The sequence below is a fragment of the Streptomyces sp. AN091965 genome, from assembly GCF_022698285.1.
Lineage (GTDB): Bacteria > Actinomycetota > Actinomycetes > Streptomycetales > Streptomycetaceae > Streptomyces.
In genome coordinates, this window is the sequence record NZ_JALDMY010000001.1 from 558,378 (window position 1) to 581,703 (window position 23,326).

The following is a 23,326-nucleotide window of genomic DNA, read 5'->3' on the forward strand; positions in this document are numbered from 1 at the left end:
CTGTCGTGTTGAACGTCAACCCTGACGCCGCTGCCCGGCGCTACAGACGTCAGGCCTGACACCTACGCGAAGGGATGTCGGGGGTCGGGGCCCGGGTGAGCTCACGATGCGCGGCTCGGGCAGCTTCAAGTTCCTCGGTGCGTTCTTCGAGCTGCCCCGATACCTCGGGTTCGGTTCATTGGGTCGATGTGTTGGGGGCGTAATCGGTCGATTCCGCCCCCCCGCTGTCATTCGACGGTCCCGGGGGATCGCCTCTGCCACGGAGCACAGCGGCGGGGCCAGATCCAGGTCTCGTGGCAGCGAACTGCGCACCCCGCGGGGTTTACTCGATCGTCATGCGTCGGTTCTCGTCGGTCCGCTCCTCCCGGCTCCGGCCCGCAGGGTAGGGCGGCGGCCCTCCGGTCGCCGGGCAGGTCCTGGGCGCGGGCCTGCTCCGGCCTTCCGGCCCGGCGCAGGGAAACACATGCGAGTGCGGGATATGTCTCTGTCATGTGCTGACGACCACAGCGCCTCCCGCGCCCCCTTCCGCGCGGGTTGTCGGAGATGCCTGTGCGGATCCAACTACCAGTAGGGAGAAAGCATTCTGCTATTCCCCTCCGTGCGATTCCGGTCCGGTGCTGCGAGTGGAGACGTGGAAATGACCAGTGGGGTGGCAAGCGGCCGGGAGCAGTTGGTCGTGCTGGTGGGTGGCCCGCCAGAGCTTCCGAGGCTGTACCGGCTGCCGGAGGGCACGGCCGAGGACGCGTCACGCGTCGTCGTGGCCTTCTACGGGCGGCATCAACGTTTCGAGCCCACCGGTGAGAAGGAACTGGTGCAGGGCCAGCAGGTGCCGGTCTTCCGCTTCGTGTACAGCACGGCGATCGCCGAGTAGGCGGGGTAGCACCATGTCAGCATCGGGTGCGGAGCCGATCGCGGTGGTCGGGATGGGGTGCCGGTTCCCGGGCGGAGTGCGGACCCCGGGGGGACTGTGGCGGCTGGCGGCCGCAAGCCGCTCCACAGTGGGTCCGGTCCCCGCGGGCCGCTGGGACGCGGCGCGGCTGGCGGCCCTGCACAACCCCGATCTTGAGGCTCCGGCGGCCAGGGGCTGCTTCCTCGACGGCGATGTGTGGGCGTGGGACCCTGCGGCGCTGTCGGTGGCTCCGGCCGAGCAGGAGTGGGTGGATCCGCAGTTCCGTGTGCTGACGGAGGTGGCGTGGGAGGCGGTGGAGCACGCAGGGATCCCGGTGGGACGTCTGCGCGGGACGAGCACCGGCGTCTACATGGGCACCTACGCGCCGGACAACCTGTTCCGTGAGGCGCGGCCGGTGACGGACGCCCCCAACAGCCCCTATTTGTTCGGGAACTTCACGGCGAGCGCGGCGGGCCGGGTGGCGTTCGCGATGGATCTGCGGGGGCCGGTGATAGTGGTCAGTACGCACTGCTCCTCCGGGCTGGTGGCGCTGGATACCGCGTGCGGGGCGCTGACGCTGGGCGAGTGCGATACGGCCCTTGCCGGGGCGGTGCTGCTGATGCTCGCCCCCGAGACGCACTACTTGGAGGCGCCGCTGCTGCTCTCCGGGCAGGGAGCCTGCCACGCGTTCGACGCCCGCGCGGACGGTTATGTGCGCGGCGAGGGCGCGGGAGTGCTGGTGCTGAAGCGGCTGGGAGACGCGCACAGGGACGGGGACCGGGTGCTGGCTGTGATCCGCGGCAGCGCGGTCAACAACGACGGGCAGGCGAGTCGCCTCACCGCGCCCTCGACCGAGATGCAGCAGCGGGTTTTCCGGCGAGCGGTGGAGCGGTCCGGGATCGATCCGGGCGAGGTGGGGCTGGTGGAGGCGCACGGTCCGGGCACGGCGGTGGGTGACCCGGTCGAGTACACCTCGGTCAACGCGGTGTACGGCAAGGGCCGGGGCCGGTGTGCGCTGGGGTCCGTCAAGACGAACATCGGGCACAGTGAGCCGGTTTCCGGTATTGCCGGAATCATCAAGACGGTGGAGTGCCTGCGCCGGGGCAGCATTCCGCCCAATCTCCACTTCAGGGAGTGGAATCCGGCGATTGACCGGGAGGAGCCCTCCCGGCTGTTCGTTCCGACCGGTCTGGTCCGGTGGCCGGTGCCGGGGCGGGGCAGACTGGCGGCGGTGTGCTCCTATGGCGTGACCGGCACCAACGCCCACGTCGTGTTGGAAGCGGCTCCCGCGCCCCGGCGCCGCCCCCGACGTGCGGAGCGTCCCGAAGGGGAGGCGGGCCTGTTCCTGGTGTCCGGCGCCTCACCGCAGTCGCTGTCGGCGGCCGCCGCTGGCCTGTCGGAGTGGCTGGAGGGGGACGGCTCGGCTGTCCCCCTGGGGGATGTGGCCCACACGCTGGCGGTGCGCCGTTCGCACGCGGATCACCGCCTCGGTGTGGTCGCCCGTGATCGGGCGGAACTGCTCGCCCGTGCGCGGGCGGTTGCCACCGGCGAACCGGCGGCCGGGGTGGTCAGCGGGGTGCCGCTGCTGCCGCCGGGGCATGCGGGACCGGTGTTCGTCTTCACCGGACAGGGATCGCAGCGGCCGGGGATGTGCCGCGAGCTGCTGGCCGATGAGCCGGTGTTCGCCCGGGCCGTGGACGGACTGGAGCCCCTGATCCGCACAGAGGCCGGGTTCTCCCTGGCCGGGACGCTCACCAGTGCGGAGCAGCTGACGGGCATCGACCGGGTCCAGCCGGTGCTCTTCGCCGTCCAGGTCGCCCTCGCCCGGCTGTGGCGCTCGTGGGGCATCGAGCCCGCCGCGGTGATCGGCCAGTCGCTGGGCGAGGTGGCCGCGGCGGTCGTTGCCGGTGTCCTCAGCCCCGGGGACGGAGTGAAGGTCATCTGCCGTCGGTCCGCGCTGCTCGCCACGATCTCCGGCGGCGCGATGGCATCGGTCATGCTCGGCGCCGACCGGACCCGGCAGGCGATCGAGGACGCCCGCGCCGACGGGGTGTCGCTCGCAGTGCTCACCGCCCCGGACACGACCGTGATCAGCGGCGACGCCGCCCAGGTCACAGCCCTGGTCGAGGCATGGACAGCCGCGGGGACCGTAGCCAGGATGATCAAGGTCGATGTCGCCTCGCATTCCCCTCAGGTCGACCCGATCCTGGATCGATTGCACCAGGTCCTGGCCGACGTCCCCGCCGCCCACCCGGACGGAGAGTTCTTCTCCACCGTCAGTGAGGATCCCCGTCGCCCGGGGCCGCTGGATGCCGGGTACTGGGTGCGCAACCAGCGCGGCACCGTGCGCTTCCACACCGCCGTCACAGCCGCGTTGGAGGCCGGGCACCGGCTGTTCATCGAATGCACCGCCCACCCGCTCGCGGTGCGCCCCGTCGTGGATGCCGCCCGCGCCGCCGGCATCCACGACGCGGTGGCAGTGGGCACGCTGTGCCAGGGGACCGAGGACCGCGAAGCGTTCCTCACCCACCTCGCCACGCTGCACTGCTCGGGGTTCGACGGAATCGACTTCGCCAGCCGCTACCGGCACGGCGCACTGGCCGATGTGCCGGTGACGGCCTGGCACCGTACCCGCCATGGCGGTGACCGGCAGCCGTACGCTCTGGTCGCACCGCTGTTGCCGGCCGCATCCCAACACCCGCTGCTCGGCGGCCACACGGAGGACCCCGACCAGCCCGGGCGGCACCTGTGGCAGACCCCCCTCAGCCCTCTTCGGCTGCCCTGGCTCGGCGACCATCAAGTGGCCGACGTGCCCGTCCTGCCCGGCACCGGCTTCGCCGAGATGCTGCTGGCCGCCGCGAGCGAGACCTACGGCACCGACCGGGTCTGCGTGAGCGGCCTGAGCATCGAGGCGCCCCTGGTGCTGGCCCCGGAACCACGGGTCACCACCCGGCTCGTCCGGCGCGGCGCCTGTGCCGACAGCGACGTCCTCACCCACTGCCGCGAGGGAACCCTGGTCCACGCGCGTGCCTCGGTCCGCGCCCTCACCGACGCCGAGCCCCCGCCCTCGGTGGACACGGATTCGCTCACCACAGCGGAGTGGACCGATACCGCCCCCGGTGACCTGTACGCGTATCTGCGCGAGCGGCACAACGTCATGCACGGCCCCGCCTTCAGCGCCATCGACCGCATCCAGGTGGCCCCCGATGCCGCATGTGCGGTTTCGCGGCTGCGCATCGCCGATCAGGCCCGCGTTTCGGCCGCGGCCATGCGCCTGCACCCGGCGCTGGCCGATCAGGTGGTGCAGACCGGGGTGGCCGCCTGGCTCAAGCGCTGCGCCCTCACCCCGGGCCCCGTGGTGGTCGCCGGCATCGAGGAGATCCGCGTGTACGGCCCGAGCGGGCACACCCGTCTGGCTCGCGTCGACCTCCAGCACGCCGATGACCTCGGGTGTGTCTTCTCCGCGCTCCTTGCCACCAGCGGGGGCGCCGTGGTGGCAGAAGTGCGCGGTGTGCGGCTGGCCAACATCACGCCGCCCCAGCAGCGTTACGCCTCCCGGCTGTCCCACCTCGAGTGGGTTCCCACGCCGCGCACGGAAACCACGGACGGCTGTGCCCAAAGGTGGCTGACCATCACGCCCGACAACGCACACTGGCCCCTGAGACTGACCGCCCTGCTCGGCGCGAAGACCGCGGACGCCCGACAACTCCTCCACCCCCGCGGCGAACCACTCGACGCCCGGCTGCTCAAGAAGGCTCTCGACGACCCCGGCGAGGCACCCCGTACTCATGTACTGCTCGCCCTGGACCCTCACGGCGGCGCTGACCACCCCCGGACCGCACAAGAGGCCGTACGCGGCACCCTGGCGGTTCTGCGGCAGCTGGCCACACGCGAGAATCCACCCCGGCTCTGGCTCGTGTGGCGCGGCGAGGGCGCGCTGCACCCCGCGGGTGTCCGCGGGCTGCTACGCGTCGCCGCTTTCGAGTACCCCCAGCTGCGGGCCAGCAGCATCGAGGTATCCGGCGACACCCCGCTGGAGAGGGCGCTGCCCGACCTGCTCGCTGATCAACCCCTGTGCGAGATCGCCTGGAGCCGGGGCATCCGCAGCCTTGCCCGCGTACGCCCCGGCCCCGGCCCCGTCGCCGACGGCCTGGTGCCACTCGTGCGGCCAGACGGCAGCTACGCGGTCACCGGCGGCCTCGGCGGCCTGGGGCTGCTGACCGTGCGCCGGCTGGCCGAGCAGGGGGCGCGCCGCGTCGTCGTCTGCGGCCGCGGCGCCCCCTCCCCTGCCGCCGCCGAAGCACTGGATGAACTGCGCGCGCTCACCGGCACCGACATCCCTGTTGTGCTCGGTGACATCGCCGCACACGACACCATCGACCGCGCCCTGGCGGCCGCCACGGACGGGGACGTGCCCCTGCGCGGGGTCGTCCACGCCGCGGGCGTCGTGGAGGACGCCACACTGGCGAACCTCCACAGCGACCTCCTGGAACGCGTATGGCGCGGCAAGGCGGAAGGCGCCTGGGCACTGCACGAGGCCACCGTCCAGAGGGAGCTCGACTTCTTCGTCGTGTACTCCTCCCTGGCCTCCCTCGTCGGCTCTCCCGGGCAGGGCGCCTATGCCGCCGCCAATGCCTTCCTCGACGGCCTGGTCACCCACCGCTTGGCCCAGGGGCTGCCGGCCACCGGGATCCACTGGGGCGCCTTCAGCCAGGTCGGCCGCGGCCAGCACCTCGCCCGGCAGGGATTCGTGATGATCTCGCCCGAGGACGGCATGGACGCCCTGCAGCGGATCCTCACCGAAGGCCACCGGCAGATCGCCTACTCTCCGATCGACCTCGCGCGGTGGACGGCACTCTATCCGGCGGTGCGCTCCTCCACGCTCCTGACCGAGGTGCTCACCGATGCCCCGGGCGGCCACGCCGACGCGCCGGTACGCGAGGGACTGCTCGCGGCCACCAGCGATCCAGCCCGCCACGAGATCCTGGAAACCTTCATCATCGACACCGTCCGTGACCTGCTCGGGGGGACCAGCCGCCACATCGGACCGCACACCAGCATGGTCATCCTCGGCCTCGACTCCCTGGGCGCCGTGCAGCTCCAACAACGCCTGCACCGCGCCCTGAGGATCGACATCAAGCCGGGCGTCATCTGGGTCAAACCCACCGCTGCCGCCCTGACCGACTGGATCTTGGAGCACATGGGACTCCGCCGTCCCGCGTCCCTCCCGGTTCAGCCGTGACTGTGCCCGTGCTCCGCACAGAGCGGGAAGGCACAAAGGCCCACGGACCCTCCGCAGAGGAAGGCCACGAACATGACGCAGCGCGCGACCGGCACCGACACGTGCCGAGCGATCGTGCTCGGTGGCGGCTTCGCCGGGCTGCTGGCCGCTCATGTCCTGGCCGGGCACGGCTTTCGGGTCACCCTTGTCGACCCCGACCCGCTCCGCGACGCGGCGCCCTACCGCAGGGGCACACCCCAGGCCCGGCACCCGCACGGCCTGCTCCACCGCGGGGCCACAGCCCTCGAAAGGCTCCTGCCCGGATTCAGCAGCGAACTGGTGCGCCGCGGCGCCCCGGTCTTCGACTTCGGCGAAGAGGCCAGGGTGCTCTTCCCTTCCGGATGGGCGATCCCGGTGACCTCTCGCGTACGCCATCACGCGGCCAGCAGGCCCCTGCTCGACTCCGTCCTGCGCGACCGCGTTCTCCACCAGCCAGCCATCGACGTGGCCGACGGCACCCGGGCCGACGGCCTGCTGTGGCGGGACGGGCACGTCACCGGAGTACGCGATACGACAGGCCGCCTCTGGCGGGCGGACCTCGTGGTCGACGCCACCGGCAGGGCATCCCGACTCGCCGACTGGCTCACATCGGCCGGCCTGCCACCCCCCGCGCCCAAGCGCGTGCATGCCCAACTTTCCTACACCTCACGCCTGTTCGCCTGCACCCCGCAGTACACCCCCACCTGGCACCTGACCGCAGAACTCACCTACGCCCCGCACCGGCGGCGCGGAGCAGTGGCCGTCCGGATCGAGGGGAACCACATCCAGCTCACCCTGATCGGCGCCGACGGTGAACGAGCCCCCCGCACCGAACAGGGATTTCACCGATACGCGTCCGGGCTGCGCAACCCGCACCCCCTCGAAGTCATCTCCCGCGCGCGACCGGTGGACGCCATCTACCGCTACAGCGGCCTGGACAACTGCTGGCACCCCTACCACCGCATGCGGCACTGGCCCCGGGGACTGCTCGTGATCGGCGACGCCGTCTGCACCCTCAACCCCGTCTACGGCCACGGCATGACCGTCGCCGCCCTCGAAGCGGACATCCTGCACCGGCTGCTGACCCGCGCACGGGACGGCCGGGCACCAGGACTCTGCCGGGCCTTCCAACGAGCCGTCCCCTCCGCGATCCGCCTCCCCTGGCAGCTCGCCGCGTACTCCGACATCGGATGGCAGGACACCGGCCGTCCCACTCCGGCCCTCCTCGCACACAGGGTGGTGCGCGAGGTCGTCGACCGTATGCCCACCGACCAGGACCTGTACCGCCGCTTCATCCGGGTGCAGAACCTCATGGCCTCTCCCGCCACTCTCGCCCCACCCGCACTCCTGCACAGACCCCCGCGACAACCCGTGGGGCCCCTCTCACCGCCTCCGTGACAGCTGCTCCGGCGAAGTGCGGCCCGCCGCAGGGCGCGGCACTCCGGTCCCCTTCGTCAGAGCCCGCATCTCGGCCCGACCGAGCAGTCGCGGCCACGGCAAGGAGCAAGCATGAGCACCCGACACCCGGACCAGGCTCCCTCCGACACCTCACCCGCGCCCGGGTCCGCCCCGCACAAGCACCGCTGGGTGATCGCACCCGTCTTCTGGGCCGGCTTCGGTGTGCTCTGCCTCGCCGCCCAGACCTGGGTCTTCGCTCGCTGGGCCGCCGACGGCAACTTCCACGCCTACCCCTCCGGCGGCTACGAGATCTCCCGCGCACGGCAGATCAGCACCCTCGCACTGGAGGTGGCGGTCATCACCGGCCTCCTCGCAGCAGCCGCGCTACTGTGGCGGCAATCTCGCCGAGCAGGCCATGTCACCTCGTACGCCGCGCTGTTCACGGGCTACCTGCTGTGCTTCTGGACCGACCCCTACTCCGGAATCACGCAGCACACAACCGGGCACAACCGGTACAGCCTGAACGTGGTGACCTGGGGGCCCTACCTTCCCGGCTGGCACGGACCGCTGCCCCAGATCGAAAGCTTCCTCCTCAACGCCGCCTACCCGGTCTCACTCACCTGGGTAGTCATCGGTGTCGCCATCGCCAAGCGGCTCAGGCACTGGCGGCCGGCCTGGAGCCGGGCCCGGACCGCCGCGCTCGTCTCCGTCATCATCTTCTGTGTCGACCTCCCCTTGGAATCGGCCTACATGCGGCCCGGCGGATACGCCTACCCGAACACCCTGCCGTACCTCACCCTGTTCGAGGGCAGCTGGTATCGCATGCCTCTCACCTCCCCGATCACGATGGTCGTCTTCGTCACGATGCCCGTCGTGCTGATGCACCTGTATGCCAAGCCGGGCAGGGAGATCTGGGTACTCGAGGGCAGCCTCAGGCTCCCCTCACCCGCCCGCACACCGATCCGCCTCCTCGCGGGGATCGGATTCGTCAACTTCAGCATGCTGGCGTTCCAGGTGTTCATGTGCGTGGGCGCGCTCGCCGGCCACCCGGCGGAACTCCCCAGCTGGATCGACCGCCCCCGTGCCTGAACCTTGCCAGTCAACACAGCTCCGGCTGCACGAAAGCGAGAAAGGAAGCGCCATGAACGAGCGAACCGTACTGCGCCGGGCCGGCCTCCTCGGAGTGATTCCGCTGATAGTGGTGGGCGTCGCCCTCATCATGGGCCGCTTCCCCTACCCTGACGACAACGTTGACGGGCACGAGTACCTCGCGTACATGCTGCCGCGCCGGCTCGGTGAGGTACAAGCGATTCTGTGGAGCGTCCTCGCACTGAGTGCGGTCATGTTCGTCGCCGTGCTGGCTCTGGCCTACCGGCAGAACGAGACGCACGTACAGCGGGAGAAGGGCGTAGCGCTCTCCAGGGTGGCCATGGTCGCCGGAGCCGTGATGTTCGCTGTGCTGCAGTTCGTCCTGGCGGCCCTCTACGAAGGGGCCACGCTGTTCGCCCGCGGATACCCGGGATTCGGCAGCGATCCTTCGGACACCAGGCTGATCACCTTCGTGTGGGGAGTGATCAACTCAACCTACACCCTGAGCTGTCTCGCCATGGCCCTGGTGTTCTTGGCCATCGCCAGTGCCAACCGCGCATCCCCTCTCCTTCCGCGCGCGCTCGGCGGCTGGGCCGCGATCACCGTCGCCGTGGTGAATGTCGCGGCTGTCGGCAGCGTCTTCGTGACCACAGGCAAGTGGTCCCCGGGTTCGATCTGCGCCCTCGGGCTCCAAGCGGCCCCCACCTTCCTCTGGATGGCCACTGCCGGAGCCGTCCTGCAACGACGCGCGCAGACACTTCCCAAAGCCCCCCGTGCGGTAGCCACTGATCCGCAGGCCAGTGAGGGGAAGGAGAGTCCCAAGCTCGCTGGATGACGTCATGCAGGGGTGTCTACCAGCAGCGCACAGACAGCCTTGATGGCCCCCGCCGGCGCCGCGGCGCGCACGCCTCCCGCCCACGGGGGACCAGGCCACCATCACGGTGACCGGCAGCCCGGTCATCGCGCCGAGGACGTCCACGCTCCCCAGCGTCATGGTCCGCGCCGCCCAGGTCCGCTCGCGCTGAATCCCCGCCACTTGCCGCGGCCGCGGCATGTGTCCGCGGCCTTTCCCGCCCAGCGGGGATCCAGCGCCCTCGCCGGTCAGAGGGCTTCGCCGATGTCCTCGCGCGGCAGGTGCAGTCGCAGTTGGTCGGCCCGGTTCAGGGTTCTCGGAGGTCGCCTCGGTAGGGAGCCCCTGGACAACGCGCGGTCACCGGCCGCGTGTCCGCAGGGGCTGGTGGCGCGCTGGTGCCGCGGGTCGTCCATGGGGGGCGCCCTCGTTCGATCTGGAGTCACGAGTTTCTGACAGGTAGTTGGAGAATCGTTTTTCCTCTTATGTGGCTTGGGATGAGGGCCCGAGGGCGGCCATGTTTGTCCGGGACGGCGGCCCCCTGAGCTGCCAATTGGAGTCGCCCGTATGGCGGTTGCCGCGTTGCCGGTAACAGACCTCGCGCTTTGACTGGCTTCACCCCGCGAACGGAATGCTTGAATCCGTTTGGTGGTCTCGTGGGCCGGCCGGATCCCCGGCGGCCCTGACGGCGTCCGCGGCCCGCCCGTCCGTCGGCCCCGGCGCCCGCGCGCATCCCCCCGTTTTCCAGGAAGGAGCCGGGTGTGCCTGAATCCATACCGCGGCTGGAGGAACCACCGCTCGAACCGTCGGCCGTGGGCATCGACGCGGCCAGGAACCTCGCCCATACCGCCAAGACCCTGCCGCAGATGCAGGCCATCTCGTCCCGGTGGCTGCTGCGCGTCCTGCCCTGGGTCGACGTCCCCGGCGGCACGTACCGGGTCAACCGGCGTCTGGCCTACTCCGTCGGGAGCGGCCGGGTGCAGTTCGACACCGCCGGAGGGCGGACCTGTCCGATCCCGCCGACCCTGCGGGAGATACCGGCCCTGGCGGGATTCCCGGACGAGGACGTGCTGCGCGCCCTGGCCGGGGCCTTCGAGCAGCAGGAGGCGGGAGCGGGAACGGTCCTCGCCCAGGCGGGCACGAAGACGGACCGCCTGGTCCTGGTGGCCCGCGGGAAGGCCGAACGCGTCACCCCGGGCGCGTATTCACCCGAGGTGTCCCACGCCGTCCTCGCCGACGGCGCCTCCTTCGGCCACGAGAGCCTGACGGGCAAGACCACATGGCCGTCCACCTACCGCGCGCTGACGGCCTGCACGGTGCTGGTCCTGCGCCGCCAGGCCCTGAAGAAACTGTGCGCGGCCTCCGCGGAACTCGCCGCACACCTCGCGGCCCAGGCGGACGCGGCAGGCCCGGCGGTGAACCGGCGGGGTGAGGCGGACATCGCGGTGGCGTCCGGGCACGGCGGCGAGGCGCGGCTGCCGACCGCTTTCGTCGACTACGAGACCAGTCCGCGGGAGTACCCGTTGAGCGTGGCCCAGACGGTGTTGCGGATCAACACCCGTGTCGGGGACCTGTACAACGGTCCGCAGGACCAGACCGAGCAGCAGCTGCGGCTGACGATCGAGGCCCTGCGGGAGCGGCAGGAGCACGACCTGGTGAACCATCCGGAGTTCGGGCTGCTGAACAACGCCGATCCGCAGCAGCGGATCTCCACCCGGTACGGGCCGCCCACCCCGGATGATCTCGACGAGCTGATCTCGATGCGGCGGCAGACGAAGTTCCTGCTGGCGCACCGGCGGACGATCGCCGCTTTCGCCCGGGAGTGCACCCGGGCACGGATCTGTCCGGCGGGGACGGAGTTCCGTGGCCACCACGTGGTGGCCTGGCGCGGGGTCCCGTTCCTGCCCTGCAACAAGATCGGTGTGTCCGGGGACCTCACCAGTTCCGTGATCGCCCTGCGCACCGGGGAGGAGGAGGGCGGCGTGGTCGGCCTCTACCAGAGGGGAGTCACCGACGAGTACGAGCCGGGGCTGTCGGTGCGCTTCATGGGCATCGACGACCGGGCGACGCTCTCGTACCTGGTGAGCAACTACTACTCGGTGGCCCCGCTCCTGCCCAGCGCCCTCGGGATCCTGGAGAACGTCGAGGTCGGCCACTACAACAAGCCGCCGGAGCTGTCGTGAGTCCGCTGGGCGGGCCCACGGGCGTGGGCACCTCGGCGGCGCGCCGCTTCGCCGGGCGGCAGGCCCTGCTCCGCACGGACGCGGATCTGCCAGCGCTGGGGCTGGAGTGTCCCCCGCCGCGCCGCGTCGACCCCCTGCTGGCCGCCCGGCTCGACGCCCGGCTCCTGAAGTGGGCCGAGCGCATCGGTCTCTACCACGGCCGGTTGGAACAGGTACGGGCCGCGGGGTTCGGCAGGCTGGCCGCCCTGTGCTATCCGGGTACCGACAACGAGGACCTGCTACTGGTACCGGCCCGGTGCGCCTTGGCCATCTGGGCCATGGACGACCACTACTGCGACAACCCGGACCTGGGTGCGGTGCCCAGCCTGCTGGGCAGCCGACTGGCGAGGGCCTCCGCCGTCCTGGGCAGGGTCAGCCTGCCGGCCCGCTTCGAGGCCCCCTTCGCGGCCGCCATCCGCGACGACCCTGCGCTGGAGGGCCTGCGATCCGCCGTCGGGCACCTGCAGCGCATCACCACGCCGGCCCAGCTCGACCGAACCCTGCACACCCTGCGGTCCCTGTTCACCGGCCTCGCCCAGGAAGGCACGTGGCGAGCCACCGGGCACCGGCCGCTCGTATGGGAGTACCTGCTCAACCGGCAGGCCAACAGCTTCACCCCCTGCATGACCGTCATCGACGCCCTCGGCGGCTACCAACTGCCCGCCAACGTCTGGGCGCACCCGCGCGTCCAGGACGCCGTCGGCACCGCGGCCCTGGCCGCGTCCATCGCCAACGACATCCACTCCGCCGACGTCGAGGACGAGGGCGGCGACTTCAACCTCCAGCAGGCCATCGTCACTGAGCAGGACTGCACACCCGCGGAAGCCCTGCACCTGAGCGCCGGCCTCCACAACGAACTGATGCACCGCTTCCACCGGCAGCGCGCACACCTGACAGTCAGCGGCCCCCGCGAGCTGCCTCGCTTCCTGGACGGCGTACTGGACTGGTGCGCCGGCAGTCTCGCCTGGCACCAGAGCGCCCCCCGCTACCGACAGCGGCCCGGCCGACCCTCCCCCTACGGAAAGGAACAGCCATGACCACCACCCCCCACACGCCGCAACCCGTCCTGCGCACCGACTTCCAGCGGACCGTCGCCGCCTACTGGGACAACACCCACACCGGCGACGACGTCAACGTCCTTCTCGGCGACGTCGACGAGCTGTACCACCACCACTACGGCATCGGCGACTACGACCGCGCCGTCCTTGAGGGCGCCCCCCAACAGCGCGAGAAGGCCGTCATACGCGAACTCCACCGCCTGGAGAGCGCGCAGGCCGACCTCCTCCTCGACCACCTCGGGCCCCTCACGGCACACCAGCGGCTCCTGGACGCCGGCTCCGGACGCGGCGGTACCTCCTTCATGGCGCAGCGCCGCTTCGGCTGCGCCATCGACGGCGTGTCGATCTCCCAGTACCAGGTCGACTTCGCCAACGCCCAGGCCCTGCGCCACCACGTCGCCGACCGAGTCCGCTTCCACTTCCGCAACATGCTCGACACCGGCCTGGACACCGGCTCCCGGCAGGCGGTGTGGACCAACGAAACCACCATGTACGTCGACCTCGGCCAGGCCTTCGCGGAATTCGCCCGCGTCCTGGCCCCCGGCGGACGCTACGTCTGCATCACCGGCTGCTCCAACGACCTCACCGGAGGCCGCTCCCAGGCCGTCAGCCGGATCGACACCCACTACTCCTGCAACATCCACCCCCGCAGCGCCTACTTCAACGCCCTCGCCGCGAACGGCCTCACCCCCATCACCGTCACCGACCTCACCCCCCAGGCCACCCCCTACTGGGAACTGCGCGCCCGCTCCCACCTGGCCACCGGCATCGAGGAAGCCTTCCTGAGGGCCTACAAGGAAGGCAGCTTCCACTACCTCCTCATCGCCGCCGACCGCACCTGACCCCACCCCATCCCACCCCACCGTGCGCACGTGCACGCGGGGTCGGCACCGCCGACGGCCCGCCCGTTTCCGGTGGGACCGTGTGCACCGTGCCGCCGGGGCAGGTGGTCCTGGTGCGGATGTCGTTGTTGTTGTATGCGTACGATGTCGCCTTGCCCACTGGATCCTTCAGTTCGATGAGCCTGTTGACCTTGTTCCAGGTGTGGTCGGTGACCCCGGCCGGGTCCTCGTAGGTGTCCACGTTGCCCGCGGGCGTGTAGGTGAGCCTGGTCTGCGAGCCGTGCTGGAGCGTGCGGACCGTCTCGCACGAGTGGGTCGAAGTGTAGGTAGTGGCTTCATCGAGGCCGACGAAGTGACCTTGATGACGCCGCCGTCCTTGAAGCGGGCCGCGTCGCCGGTGGCGTCGTACACCACCACCTTGTCGCCGAGGACCTTGCAGGTAGCGCTCGTGCTCCTGCCATCACCGCTGGGAGACCTTGCCCCAGGCCACGTGGAAGTCGGTGGCGGCCAGCATCAGGTTGCCGTTGGACAAGTCGACCCGCGCCACGAGCGAGTCGGTGACGCGGAAGTCGGACAGCTCGTGCCAGGGCACCGCGCCCTGCCCCTCCGGCACGTAGCCAGACACCGGTCCACATCGGCTACCTCGAACCGGCCCCGCGGCAACGTCCGCCCGCTAGGCTCGAAGGACCGTCTCTGACCAGCCCCAATGGCGAAGTGCCACTGGAGTTCTCAATGCCCCCACCTGGCGACGGGCTCCCCACAGAGAAAGGTAAGGACCCATGATGCGCGTCAAGGTCGACGTTCCCAACTGTGTTTCCTCGGGCCAGTGCGTGATGCTCGCCCCTGAGGTCTTCGACCAGCGGGACGAGGACGGCACGGTCGAACTCCTCGATGACGCTCCGCCCTCCGAACTCCACGACGCCGTACGCGAGTCGGCCATGATGTGCCCCGGGGCAGCGATACAGGTCGGGGAGTCGTCGTAACCGCCCCCGATCGAGTGGTGATCGTCGGCGCCCCGGCTCGTCACCCATGAGTGGCGGCCCGCTGCCGCCTCGGCTCATCTCGGGCTGCCCTTCCTGGTCGTACACCAGTTACTCAACGCGTCGGCCGCCGCGGCGAACTCGTCCTCGCAACGGCCGCGGCGGCGGTCCGCTGGATTGGCTGCGCGGCCGCTTCGCCGCAGGCGATGTGCCGAGGCGAGGATCCCCTCGGGGCGCGTCCGACCAAGCCGCGGCTGTGCGGGTCAGCGGCCGCGCCGCCGCATATAGAGGTCGAAGGCCCGGTAGACCATCGGCCGCAGTGGCAGGTCCCACTCGCCGACGTACCGCGCGGCCTGGCCTCCGGTGCCGACTTTGAACTGGACGAGGCCGACGTGCGGGTCGTCGGCGTCGAGGGTGGGGGTGATGCCGCGCAGGTCGTAGACGTCGCAGCCGGCCGCGAGCGAGTCGCGGATCATCGCCCACTGGCAGGCGTTGGAGGCACGCACCTCGCGCTTCGCGGTGGAGGAGGCGCCATAGGAGTACACAGCGTGGGCGCCGACGCGGACCATGACCGTGGCGGCGGCCAAGTCGCCCTGGTGGCGGGCCAGATAGAGCTTGATCCGCTCGGGGTCCTCGGCACTCAGCGCCGCGAACATGGTCTCGAAGTAGCGCAGCGGCCGGGGGGTGAAGTGGTCGCGCTCGGCGGTGTGGACGTAGAGGTCGTGGAACGCCCTGAGGTCCTCCGGGCCGCCGTCGCTGACCGTGACCTCGACTCCCTCCTTGGCCGACTTCTTGATGTTGCGGCGCCACTGCTGGTTCATGCCCTTGAGCAGTTCGTCCTCGGTCCTGCCTACCAGCGGGACCTCGTACTTGAACTGTGGGTGCCCGACCCCGAACCCGTCCTCCGGGTTCTGCGGCAGCCAGCCGGCGCCCCGCAGCCTGCTGGCCACGCGGGCACCGACCGGGTCGGTCCAGTGGCCGGAGATCTCGGTGAGCCGTTTGCTGCCCGGGTCGGCGATGCCCTCCTTGACCTGGGCGGCGCTCCAGGTGTGGGTGCGCAACGGCGGACCGAGCCGGATCGCGAACGCGCCCTGGGCCTTGAGGTGGGCCGCCAGCGGATCGAGCCAAGCGCCGATGTCGCCGCTCCAGTCGATGACCGGCCCCTCGGGTAGATACGCCAGCGTGAAGCGGTCGAGCCTGGGCACGGGGCGGTGCAGTACGAGCCCAGCACCGACCAGGCGCCGCCCCTCGAACCAGCCGAGGGACTCGCTGCGCCACTCGGTCTTGACACGGCCCCACGCCGGGGTCTGCAGAAAGCTGACCGACCGCTGGGCCCGTACGAACGCCATGTGCTCGGCGGCGGTGATCGGCATGACGATCGGTTTCACAGCTGTAGGTCGCATAGCTTCGCTGGGGGGGTTGAAGGACATGTCATCAGTCAATGTAGTGGGGTGTTGCCGGGGTGTATGCGATTCTCGATATGCCGACGATATGTCACCACCCGGCGGCTCAGGACCCGGTTCCGGCCGCCACCGGCCGGTGGCTCCACGGCGAGGAACAGGGGTTCGGTCGATCCGCGCCACCTCGTCGGCCGGCCGAAGCCGCCCCGGCCCCATGCCTCCGGCGGGTACGCGCACATCAGTGCATGTCGGTTGTCGTCAGAGGACGCGGTGCCGGTGCCGGAGGGGGCGCTTCGCTGCCGAGGTGCAGCTCCAGGTGTTGCGGGAGCGCCCGGCGGTACAGTGGCAAGACCGCGGCGCTCGTGACGACGGCGACCATGACGAGAACAGAGAACACCGGCTTGGTGATCAGGCCCTGTGCCAAGCCGATGTTGATGAAGACGATGATCATCATGCCGCGGGCGTTCATCAGCCCTCCCACAGCGAAGGCCTCGCGCCAGCTGAAGCGGAGTCTCTTCATGGCCAGGGCACTGCCGAAGTACTTGCCCGCGAAGCCCGTCAGGAGCGCGGCGACGCCGAACAGCAGGGTGTCGGCCGACAGGCTCCGCAGGTCGGTGGTGAGGCCGGACAGGGCGAAGAAGACGGGCAGCAGCAGCGTGGAGACGGTATCCATCATCCGGCTGTGCAGCGCTTGGCGGAACTGCGGGTCACGGGGCATGGCCAGGCCCGCGATGAAGCCGCCGAAGACCGAGTAGATCCCGATCAGGTCGGTGAGGTATCCGCAGACGATCGGGACGATGACGACGACGTACATCACGCCGGGACTCAGCGTGCCCTGTCGGGCGACGTGCCGCGCCAGCGGCCGCAGCAGCCGGGACACTCCGAGCAGCATCACGGCGGTGAACAGGATGCTGTAGCCGATCATGGGCAGCGCGTCGGCGGCCCCCGAACCGGTGTGCACGGCCGTCAGCGTGGCCAGGAAGCACCAGGCCGCCGCGTCGTCGATCGAGGCGGCGACCAGGGACAACCGCCCCAGGCGGGAGTTCTGCAGACCCCGCTCGTACAGCATGCGGGCCAGCATGGGGAGCGCTGTGAGGGACAGCGCACCGCCTACGAAAAGGGCGAACTCCCACCGGCTGACGTCCTCGCGCGAGACGTCGTCCCACATCAGCAGGCCGACGAGACCGCCGAGGACGAGGGAGGGCAGGAACCCCGAGGCGGCAAGGACGGCCGGGTGGTGCTTGCGATCGGACTCCTGTCGGCCGTGGTCGAGACCGGCGCCGACGAGGAACATATAGAGCGTCAGCCCGATGGTGCTCAGGACGTACAGCACCGACCGTGCCTCCGCCGGGAAGACGTCTGCCTGAAGATCGGGTGCCAGCCAGCCGAACAGGGTTGGGCCCAGCAGGATGCCAGCGACGATTTCACCGAGCACCCGCGGCTGTCCGAGTAGGACCGCGAGCCTGCCGATCACGGCCGCCGCGAGCAAGATGACCGCCAGTGCGGGAAGCACGTCGAGCGCCAGTTCGAGGTTGCTGTCGCTCACGGCCAAGGACGTATGGTCCTGCATAGGAAGGGGATCCCCTTGAGTCGGGTGCCAAAGGCTGTCGTCAGTGACGGACCGGACGGAGAACAGCGAGGGGTCAGGCGGCGTCTCGCCCTGACCGCACGCCACACCGGGTCGAGCGCCGCTGTACGCGGCCTGGGCGGCTGCCGCATTCGTAACAGGGGTCGGTGCCAGAGCAGTTGGGCCTCCGCCGTATCAGGGCGGTCCGCTCCTTGATGTCTACCTCACGGAGAAGGTCGGCTCGACCGGCTCGGTCGGCACCGCGGCCCGCACGTCCGGGGTCGGCCTCGACGTGGCTCCAGGCCTCGCCGAGGCCGACGTGCGCCTGTCTATGGCCGCTTCGCGGCGAACCGGCCCACCTTGTCGATGACGTCGGCGCCGTACAGTCGCAGCGCCTGCTGGAGCGCGAACTCCGCCATGTAGTGGCGGAACTCCTCGGGCGGCTCGTCGGACAGATTCAGCATCCGACGGTTGGCGAGCACCGCTTCCCCGCCCAGCCGTTCCAAGGCCCGCTCGATGGCAGCGTCCAGGTCGGCGGGTTCGGCGACCTCGTCGACGATCAGGCGGGCGTCCGGCTCGCTCGCCCACAGCCGTCGGCCGCCGAGGATCACCTGCCGGGCGGCGCGCGGGCCCAGTGACCGGGTGAGGCGGAGGTTCGCGACACCCGGGATGATGCCCTCCTTGGCCGCGGGCAGGCTGAGGTAGGCGTCGGACGCGGCCAGCACATGGTCGAAGACGAGCAGCAGCTGGGTGCCGCCGCCGATCGCGAACGCGTCGACGGCGGCCGCCCACGGCTTGTCCGCGTACGGCGGCCGCCAACCGCCGTCGTCCAGGCGGAGCCCGCGAACGATCTTGTTGATGTAGCCGAGTTCGCGGCGGAGCAGGAACCCGACGAGCGGGATGTCACCCGACGACAGGTACTTGAGATTGATTCCGGCACTGAACACGCGCCTGCCGCGGTAGCGCGGATGGCTCATCTCGCCGCCGCGCACGAACCCGACCTTGACGTCCTCGTCAAGCAGCGCCAGGTCGACCGCGGTCTCCATGTCCTCGACCTGCTGCTCGTCCTCGGCGTTGAGGCGGTCGTGGCGGCACATCGTCAGGTGCGCGACGCCGTCGCGCCGCTCAAGGCGGACGGCCTCGGTCTCCAGGAGGCCGGTCCGCTGGAACTCCGGCAGCAGTGCGAGCGCCCGCGGGGTCGGTCGGAGCATCGAGTCGACCACGTGCGGGCCCGTGACGGGCGAGCCGAGCACCGCCCGCAGGAAGATGCCCTGGTCGATCTCCCGGCCTTCCTTGTCCGCCTGGACCCGTGACCGCTCCTCCGCGAGCTGTGCCGCCGTCGGGACCAGGCCGGGGAAGACCTCGGCGGCCTCCGTGACCAGGGCTTCGATCCGCAAGGCGCGGCCGTCGGTGAGCCGGGCGTACACCTCCTGGACGTGCTCGGCCAGGAACCGCCCGCGCAGTCGGCGCACCTCGTCCTGGGCGGCGGCGGCCTCGGCCCGCTGGCCGGGGGTCCGTCGCGTTGGCTCGGGCAGGGCGGCGAGCAGGTCGTCGACCCGCCCGGCCGCCTTGTGCAGCGTCTCCCCGGCGGCGGCGAGTCCGCTCGGAAGGCTGTGCGCGACCGTCATGCGGACGGCCCCGTCCGGCGCAGGGTGCGGTCGCAGGCGGCGAGGTGCCTGCCGAGCGCGTCCTCGAAGGCGGTCGAGCCGGCTTCGAAGATCAGCTGCCGGCGAATCGCCATCTCGGTGCCGTCCACGGCGCCGGCCGCCTCGGCCAGGGCGGCCAGCACCGTCGCCGGGTCCTCGGTCACCTCGTCGACCAGGTTGAGCGCGAGCGCGCGGTCCGCCTCGATCGGGGCCCCGAGCAGCACGGCCCGCCGGATGCCTGCCGCGCCGGCCTGCTGGGTGAGCCGGTGCACGGTCATCCCCGGCCAGGTGGCACCGCCTGCCCAGGAGGGCAGCAGCCGGGTGCCGGGAGCGGCGATCCGGACGTCGGCGGCGAGGAGGACATCCAGCGCCGTTCCGGCGCAGTCGCCCGACGCCACCGCGACCGTGAGCCGGCCGAGCCGTTCGAACCGGCGCACCGCCCGTTCCCATTTGGAGACCACGCCGACGGTCAGCTCCGTCGCCCAACCGGCCGGTGGGACACCCGTGACGTGCACGGTGACCGGGCCGGAATCCCGATGGTCATCGGCGCGGTCGCAGAGATCGACCATCTCCTCGATGGACTCGGCCGACAGGGGCCGGGTGCCGTCCAGGCGCAGCATCAGTTCGCCCTCCGTTCCGCCGCGCGTCACCATTGGATCAGCGCCGTCTCGATCGAGGATCCGGGCCCCATGGTCATCAGCACGCCGTAGTCGCCCGGCCGGGCGACGTCCTCTTCGGCGAGTCGCTCGTAGGAGAAGAGGAAGGAGCCGCTGGAGAGGTTGCCGTAGTCACGGAGCACGCCGGTGGTGTGCCGAGCGTCGTGCCGGCTCAGGCCGAGGTTGACCACGACGGCGTCGATCACCTTCTTGCCGCCGGAGTGCACCAGCCACTGGCTGATGTCGCTGCGGCGCAGCCCCGTTCCGGACAGCAGGCGGTCGACGACGATCTCAGCGTGCGCACCGACCACGTAGGGGATCTGCGGGTCGAGGAAGAAACTGAACCGGTCCTGTTGCCGGTCCCAGTCGTAGCGCATCGCGTCGATCGCGTCGGTGATGATGTAGCTCGCGAACTTCAGCACGCGGGGGCCGGGCACCCTGCCGTCACCGGAGGTGACGGCGAGGGCGGCGGCTCCTTCGCCGAACAGACTGTTGACCACCGCGGTCCGCATCGTGCCGTCCAGGGCGTACGCGGCGGAGCATGCCTCGGTGCACAGGACGACACCGAGTTCGCCCGGGTGCGCCGCGGACCAACCCGCGACCACGTTGAGCGCGTTCAGACCCGCGTTGCATCCCATGCCCACGATGTCCGAACGGCTGCAATGCGGGTCTATCCCGAGTTCACGGATGATCAGCGCGCTCAGGCCGGGAGTCAGGAAGCCGGTCGAGGTGACGCAGCACAGGTGACGCAGGTCCTCAAGACTCGACCCCGCCGACTTCAGGCAGGCCTCGATCGCACGGCACCCCATGTCGACAGCGATCTTCTTGTGTTTGTCCAGCAGATCACCCTGCGGTTCGGGTACGCGCACTCCGCCAGGGCCCTCCGGCGGAAGCGTGAGAAAGCGCCGATCGATCGCGCTGTTGAGGAAGACCGAGCGGATCTTGGGGTCCTTGATGTCGAGGATTTCGAGCAGCTCGGATTGTGAGTACGAGGTGTCGGACACCGCGGTCCCGACCCCTGCGAACCTGGTGATCTCGGTGAGTCCGGTGAGAACGGAAAGATCCGCTGCCGGAGCGATACTGGTAGTCATCGATACATCCAGCCCCATGTCCTGAGCTTGCTACGGCGTACTGGCCTTATCTGTGACGCGGTCATCGATCTCACCTTTCGCAGGTAGGAAGGGACACTGTGAACGCGGCTTGGCCGCCTCGTGTTGGCGGGGGCGGGCGTTCCCGAGGTATCGCGTGCCGGACGCCAGCACCTCTCGCGGAGCATCAGCCGTACCGGGGCCTTCTCGTGCTCAGCCGACCGGCCGCGTGCACCGACGCGCAGCCCGCCAGGCCCATCGCGTCCCGGAGTTCGGCGGCGAGCAGTTCGAGCACCTGTCGTACGCCGTCCTGACCGGCCGTGGCCAGCCCCCACATGACGGGGCGTCCGACCAGCACGGCCGACGCGCCGAGGGCGATGGCCTTGAGGATGTCCCCGCCACTGCGGATCCCCCCGTCCATCAGCACCTGACAGCCGCCGCCGATCGCGGCGGCGATCTCGCCCAGTACCTCGGTTCCGGGCACGGCACCGTCCAGCTGACGGCCTCCGTGGTTGGACACCACGATGCCGCTGACACCCGCCTCGACGGCACGACGGGCGTCCTCGACAGCGAGGATCCCCTTCAGCACCACCGGCAGGTTCGTGCGCGCGCACACCGCCGCCACAGCGTCCCAGTTGGCCGGGGCGAACTCGCGCGCGGTGTGGTCGGCCACGGCCGACACCCCTCGGGTTCGGCGGTGCGCGGCCGCGGAGGACTCGAAGTTGGCAGCCGTCACCCACTCCGGCAGCGCGAAGCCGTTGCGCATGTCACGCAACCGCCGCCCCATCCACGGCACGTCGACGGTGAAGACGATCGCCTCACAGCCCGCGTCCTCCGCCCTGCGCACCAGCTCCAGAGACCGGTTCTGGTCCCGCAGCCAGTACAGCTGGAACCACGGTCGGCCACCGACGGCAGCGATCTCCTCCAGCGGAACGCTGCTCATGGTGCAGATGACGTACGGCACGCCGGCGTCCCGGGCCGCGCGCGCCGCCGCGAGTTCGCCACCGGGATGGAACAGCCGCTGGTACGCGATCGGCGCGACGCCCACCGGCAGTGCGGCACGCTTGCCGAGGACATCGGCTCCGGTGCCGCTTTCGGTCAGGTCACGCAGCACCCGGGGCACCACGAAGGTTTGCTCAAGTGCGGTGCGGTTGGCCGCCAGGGATGCCTCGGTGCCGCTGCCCCCGGCGAGGAAGTCCCAGATCTGGCCGGGGAGGGCGTCCCGGGCGGCACGTTCGAAATCGGCGAGGCGAACGTAGGTCATCGGCGGAAGGCACCAGGCTCGCTCTGGCCGGTCCGTCCCAGTTCCACGGCTTCGTACAGGGCCTTGATGTTGGCGCTGCCGAAGGTCTCCGCCCCCTGCCTCTCGATGATCTCGAAGAAGAGCGTCCGCCGCGGATGAGTGGAAGCGGTGAAGATCTGGAACATCTGGCCGCCGTGGTCCTCGTCGGCGAGCACGTTCGTCGCCCTGAGATCGTCCAGCTTGTGGGTCTCCAGAGCGATCCGCTCACCGAGCATGTCGTAGTAGGCCGCCGGCGTCTTCAGGAACTCCACCCCGCGCCGGGACAGCGCCCGGACCGAGCGGACCGCGTCGTCGCTGGTGAATGCGATGTGCTGAACACCAGCCCCGTGGTGATCCTTGAGGAAGTCGTCGATCTGGCCGGGGTCGGCGCTCTCGTCGGGCTCGATCATCGTGAGGGTGACCGCACCCGACGCGCTCTGCACGACGATGGAGTTCATCGCCTGGTCACCGACCACGATGTGCTCGTCGAAAATCTGCCGGAACCCCAGTGCCCGCTCGTAGAACTCCACCGTGGGGCCGAGGTCGCCCCCGCTCAGGCAGACCGCGAAGTGATCGATCCCGAGCAGGTCCACGTCTCCCCCGCGACGGCCGTTCGCGTGCGGCGAGGCGGTGGTCTCGTCCCTCTGGACCAGGGTGTGCACCATGTCGCCGTAGCCGACGACGGCGGCCGTGACGGTCGGTCCGTCCGGCTCCGCCTCGTCGAGCCGCGCCGGCTCTCGGACAGCTACGGCCCCGGCCCGCACGGCAGCGTCGAAAGCGGCGGCCGCGTCCGGAGTACGCAGCGCGATGTCGGCCACACCGTCGCCGTGCGCCTGGAGGTAGATCGTCGCCGGATGCCGGTCCGACGTCGGCTCGGTGAGGACAAGCTTTATCGACCCCTGGCACAGCGTGACGCTACGGTGATCCGCGGAGCGGCTCGTACCGGTGACGGCGAAATCATACTTGTCCACCCAACCGAAAGCGGCCTCCTCGAGATTACCGACATACATTTCCACGTAGTCGATCTCGAAATTCTGCACAGCGCTCAAGACTTCCTCCATGAAATGGAATGGATAGCTGCCCATTCACAGCATGACTG

The 23,326-nt window shown here is 70.3% G+C and carries 17 protein-coding genes; 9 read left to right on the plus strand and 8 right to left on the minus strand.

Annotated elements, in window-relative coordinates:
- Window positions 1–637 precede the first annotated feature (637 nt).
- The 8 genes from MQV74_RS02145 (at window position 638) to MQV74_RS02180 (ending at window position 13,608) form a co-directional block, all read left to right on the plus strand.
- Window positions 638–871, plus strand: coding sequence for a DUF5988 family protein (locus MQV74_RS02145; RefSeq protein WP_242714281.1), 234 nt, complete (start codon window positions 638–640; stop codon window positions 869–871).
- 13 nt (window positions 872–884) lie between these two features.
- The gene (locus tag MQV74_RS02150; protein WP_278194068.1) at window positions 885–6,131 is read left to right on the plus strand and encodes a type I polyketide synthase; all 5,247 of its coding nucleotides are present in this window, start codon (window positions 885–887) and stop codon (window positions 6,129–6,131) included.
- Window positions 6,132–6,203: 72 nt separating this feature from the next.
- Window positions 6,204–7,547, plus strand: a complete 1,344-nt coding sequence (locus tag MQV74_RS02155) for an FAD-dependent oxidoreductase (protein ID WP_242714282.1) — start codon at window positions 6,204–6,206, stop codon at window positions 7,545–7,547.
- Window positions 7,548–7,658: 111 nt separating this feature from the next.
- The gene (locus tag MQV74_RS02160) at window positions 7,659–8,636 is read left to right on the plus strand and encodes a spirocyclase AveC family protein (RefSeq protein WP_242714283.1); all 978 of its coding nucleotides are present in this window, start codon (window positions 7,659–7,661) and stop codon (window positions 8,634–8,636) included.
- Between the two features lie 52 nt (window positions 8,637–8,688).
- Entirely contained in the window at window positions 8,689–9,471 is a 783-nt protein-coding gene (locus tag MQV74_RS02165; protein WP_242714284.1) for a hypothetical protein, read from the plus strand.
- Between the two features lie 776 nt (window positions 9,472–10,247).
- Window positions 10,248–11,669 (plus strand): family 2B encapsulin nanocompartment shell protein, encoded by a 1,422-nt coding sequence (locus tag MQV74_RS02170; protein WP_242714285.1) that lies wholly within the window; start codon window positions 10,248–10,250, stop codon window positions 11,667–11,669.
- A complete protein-coding gene (locus tag MQV74_RS02175; RefSeq protein ID WP_242714286.1) occupies window positions 11,666–12,745 on the plus strand; it encodes a terpene synthase family protein in 1,080 nt (359 codons plus the stop codon). The genes MQV74_RS02170 and MQV74_RS02175 overlap by 4 nt, the downstream gene beginning before the upstream one ends.
- Window positions 12,742–13,608, plus strand: coding sequence for a geranyl diphosphate 2-C-methyltransferase (locus tag MQV74_RS02180; RefSeq protein ID WP_242714287.1), 867 nt, complete (start codon window positions 12,742–12,744; stop codon window positions 13,606–13,608). Before MQV74_RS02175 ends, MQV74_RS02180 begins: the two co-directional genes overlap by 4 nt.
- A 460-nt stretch (window positions 13,609–14,068) precedes the next feature.
- On the opposite strand, the gene MQV74_RS41335 is transcribed toward MQV74_RS02180, so the two are convergent.
- Window positions 14,069–14,233, minus strand: a complete 165-nt coding sequence (locus MQV74_RS41335; RefSeq protein WP_242714288.1) for a hypothetical protein — start codon at window positions 14,231–14,233, stop codon at window positions 14,069–14,071.
- 157 nt (window positions 14,234–14,390) lie between these two features.
- Between MQV74_RS41335 and MQV74_RS02195 the strand changes: the two genes are divergently transcribed.
- Window positions 14,391–14,591, plus strand: coding sequence for a ferredoxin (locus tag MQV74_RS02195; RefSeq protein ID WP_242728484.1), 201 nt, complete (start codon window positions 14,391–14,393; stop codon window positions 14,589–14,591).
- Window positions 14,592–14,851: 260 nt separating this feature from the next.
- Here MQV74_RS02195 and MQV74_RS02200 read toward each other — a convergent pair whose 3' ends face one another.
- The 7 genes from MQV74_RS02200 to hppD all read right to left on the minus strand — a co-directional run bounded on the left by MQV74_RS02200 (window position 14,852) and on the right by hppD (window position 23,288).
- A complete protein-coding gene (locus MQV74_RS02200) occupies window positions 14,852–16,018 on the minus strand; it encodes a lipid II:glycine glycyltransferase FemX (protein WP_374120571.1) in 1,167 nt (388 codons plus the stop codon).
- 208 nt (window positions 16,019–16,226) lie between these two features.
- On the minus strand, window positions 16,227–17,534 hold the full coding sequence (locus MQV74_RS02205; RefSeq protein ID WP_242714290.1) for a cation:proton antiporter: 1,308 nt from the start codon (window positions 17,532–17,534) through the stop codon (window positions 16,227–16,229).
- Window positions 17,535–17,884: 350 nt separating this feature from the next.
- Entirely contained in the window at window positions 17,885–19,183 is a 1,299-nt protein-coding gene (dpgC, locus tag MQV74_RS02210; RefSeq protein ID WP_242714291.1) for a (3,5-dihydroxyphenyl)acetyl-CoA 1,2-dioxygenase DpgC, read from the minus strand.
- The gene (gene dpgB, locus MQV74_RS02215) at window positions 19,180–19,854 is read right to left on the minus strand and encodes an enoyl-CoA-hydratase DpgB (protein WP_242714292.1); all 675 of its coding nucleotides are present in this window, start codon (window positions 19,852–19,854) and stop codon (window positions 19,180–19,182) included. The genes dpgC and dpgB overlap by 4 nt, the downstream gene beginning before the upstream one ends.
- The gene (gene dpgA / locus MQV74_RS02220) at window positions 19,848–20,966 is read right to left on the minus strand and encodes a 3,5-dihydroxyphenylacetyl-CoA synthase DpgA (protein WP_242714293.1); all 1,119 of its coding nucleotides are present in this window, start codon (window positions 20,964–20,966) and stop codon (window positions 19,848–19,850) included. The genes dpgB and dpgA overlap by 7 nt, the downstream gene beginning before the upstream one ends.
- A gap of 166 nt (window positions 20,967–21,132) precedes the next feature.
- Complete coding sequence (locus MQV74_RS02225) at window positions 21,133–22,209, minus strand: alpha-hydroxy acid oxidase (RefSeq protein ID WP_242714294.1); 1,077 nt, start codon at window positions 22,207–22,209, stop codon at window positions 21,133–21,135.
- Entirely contained in the window at window positions 22,206–23,288 is a 1,083-nt protein-coding gene (gene hppD, locus MQV74_RS02230; RefSeq protein ID WP_242714295.1) for a 4-hydroxyphenylpyruvate dioxygenase, read from the minus strand. The genes MQV74_RS02225 and hppD overlap by 4 nt, the downstream gene beginning before the upstream one ends.
- Window positions 23,289–23,326: the final 38 nt, after the last annotated feature.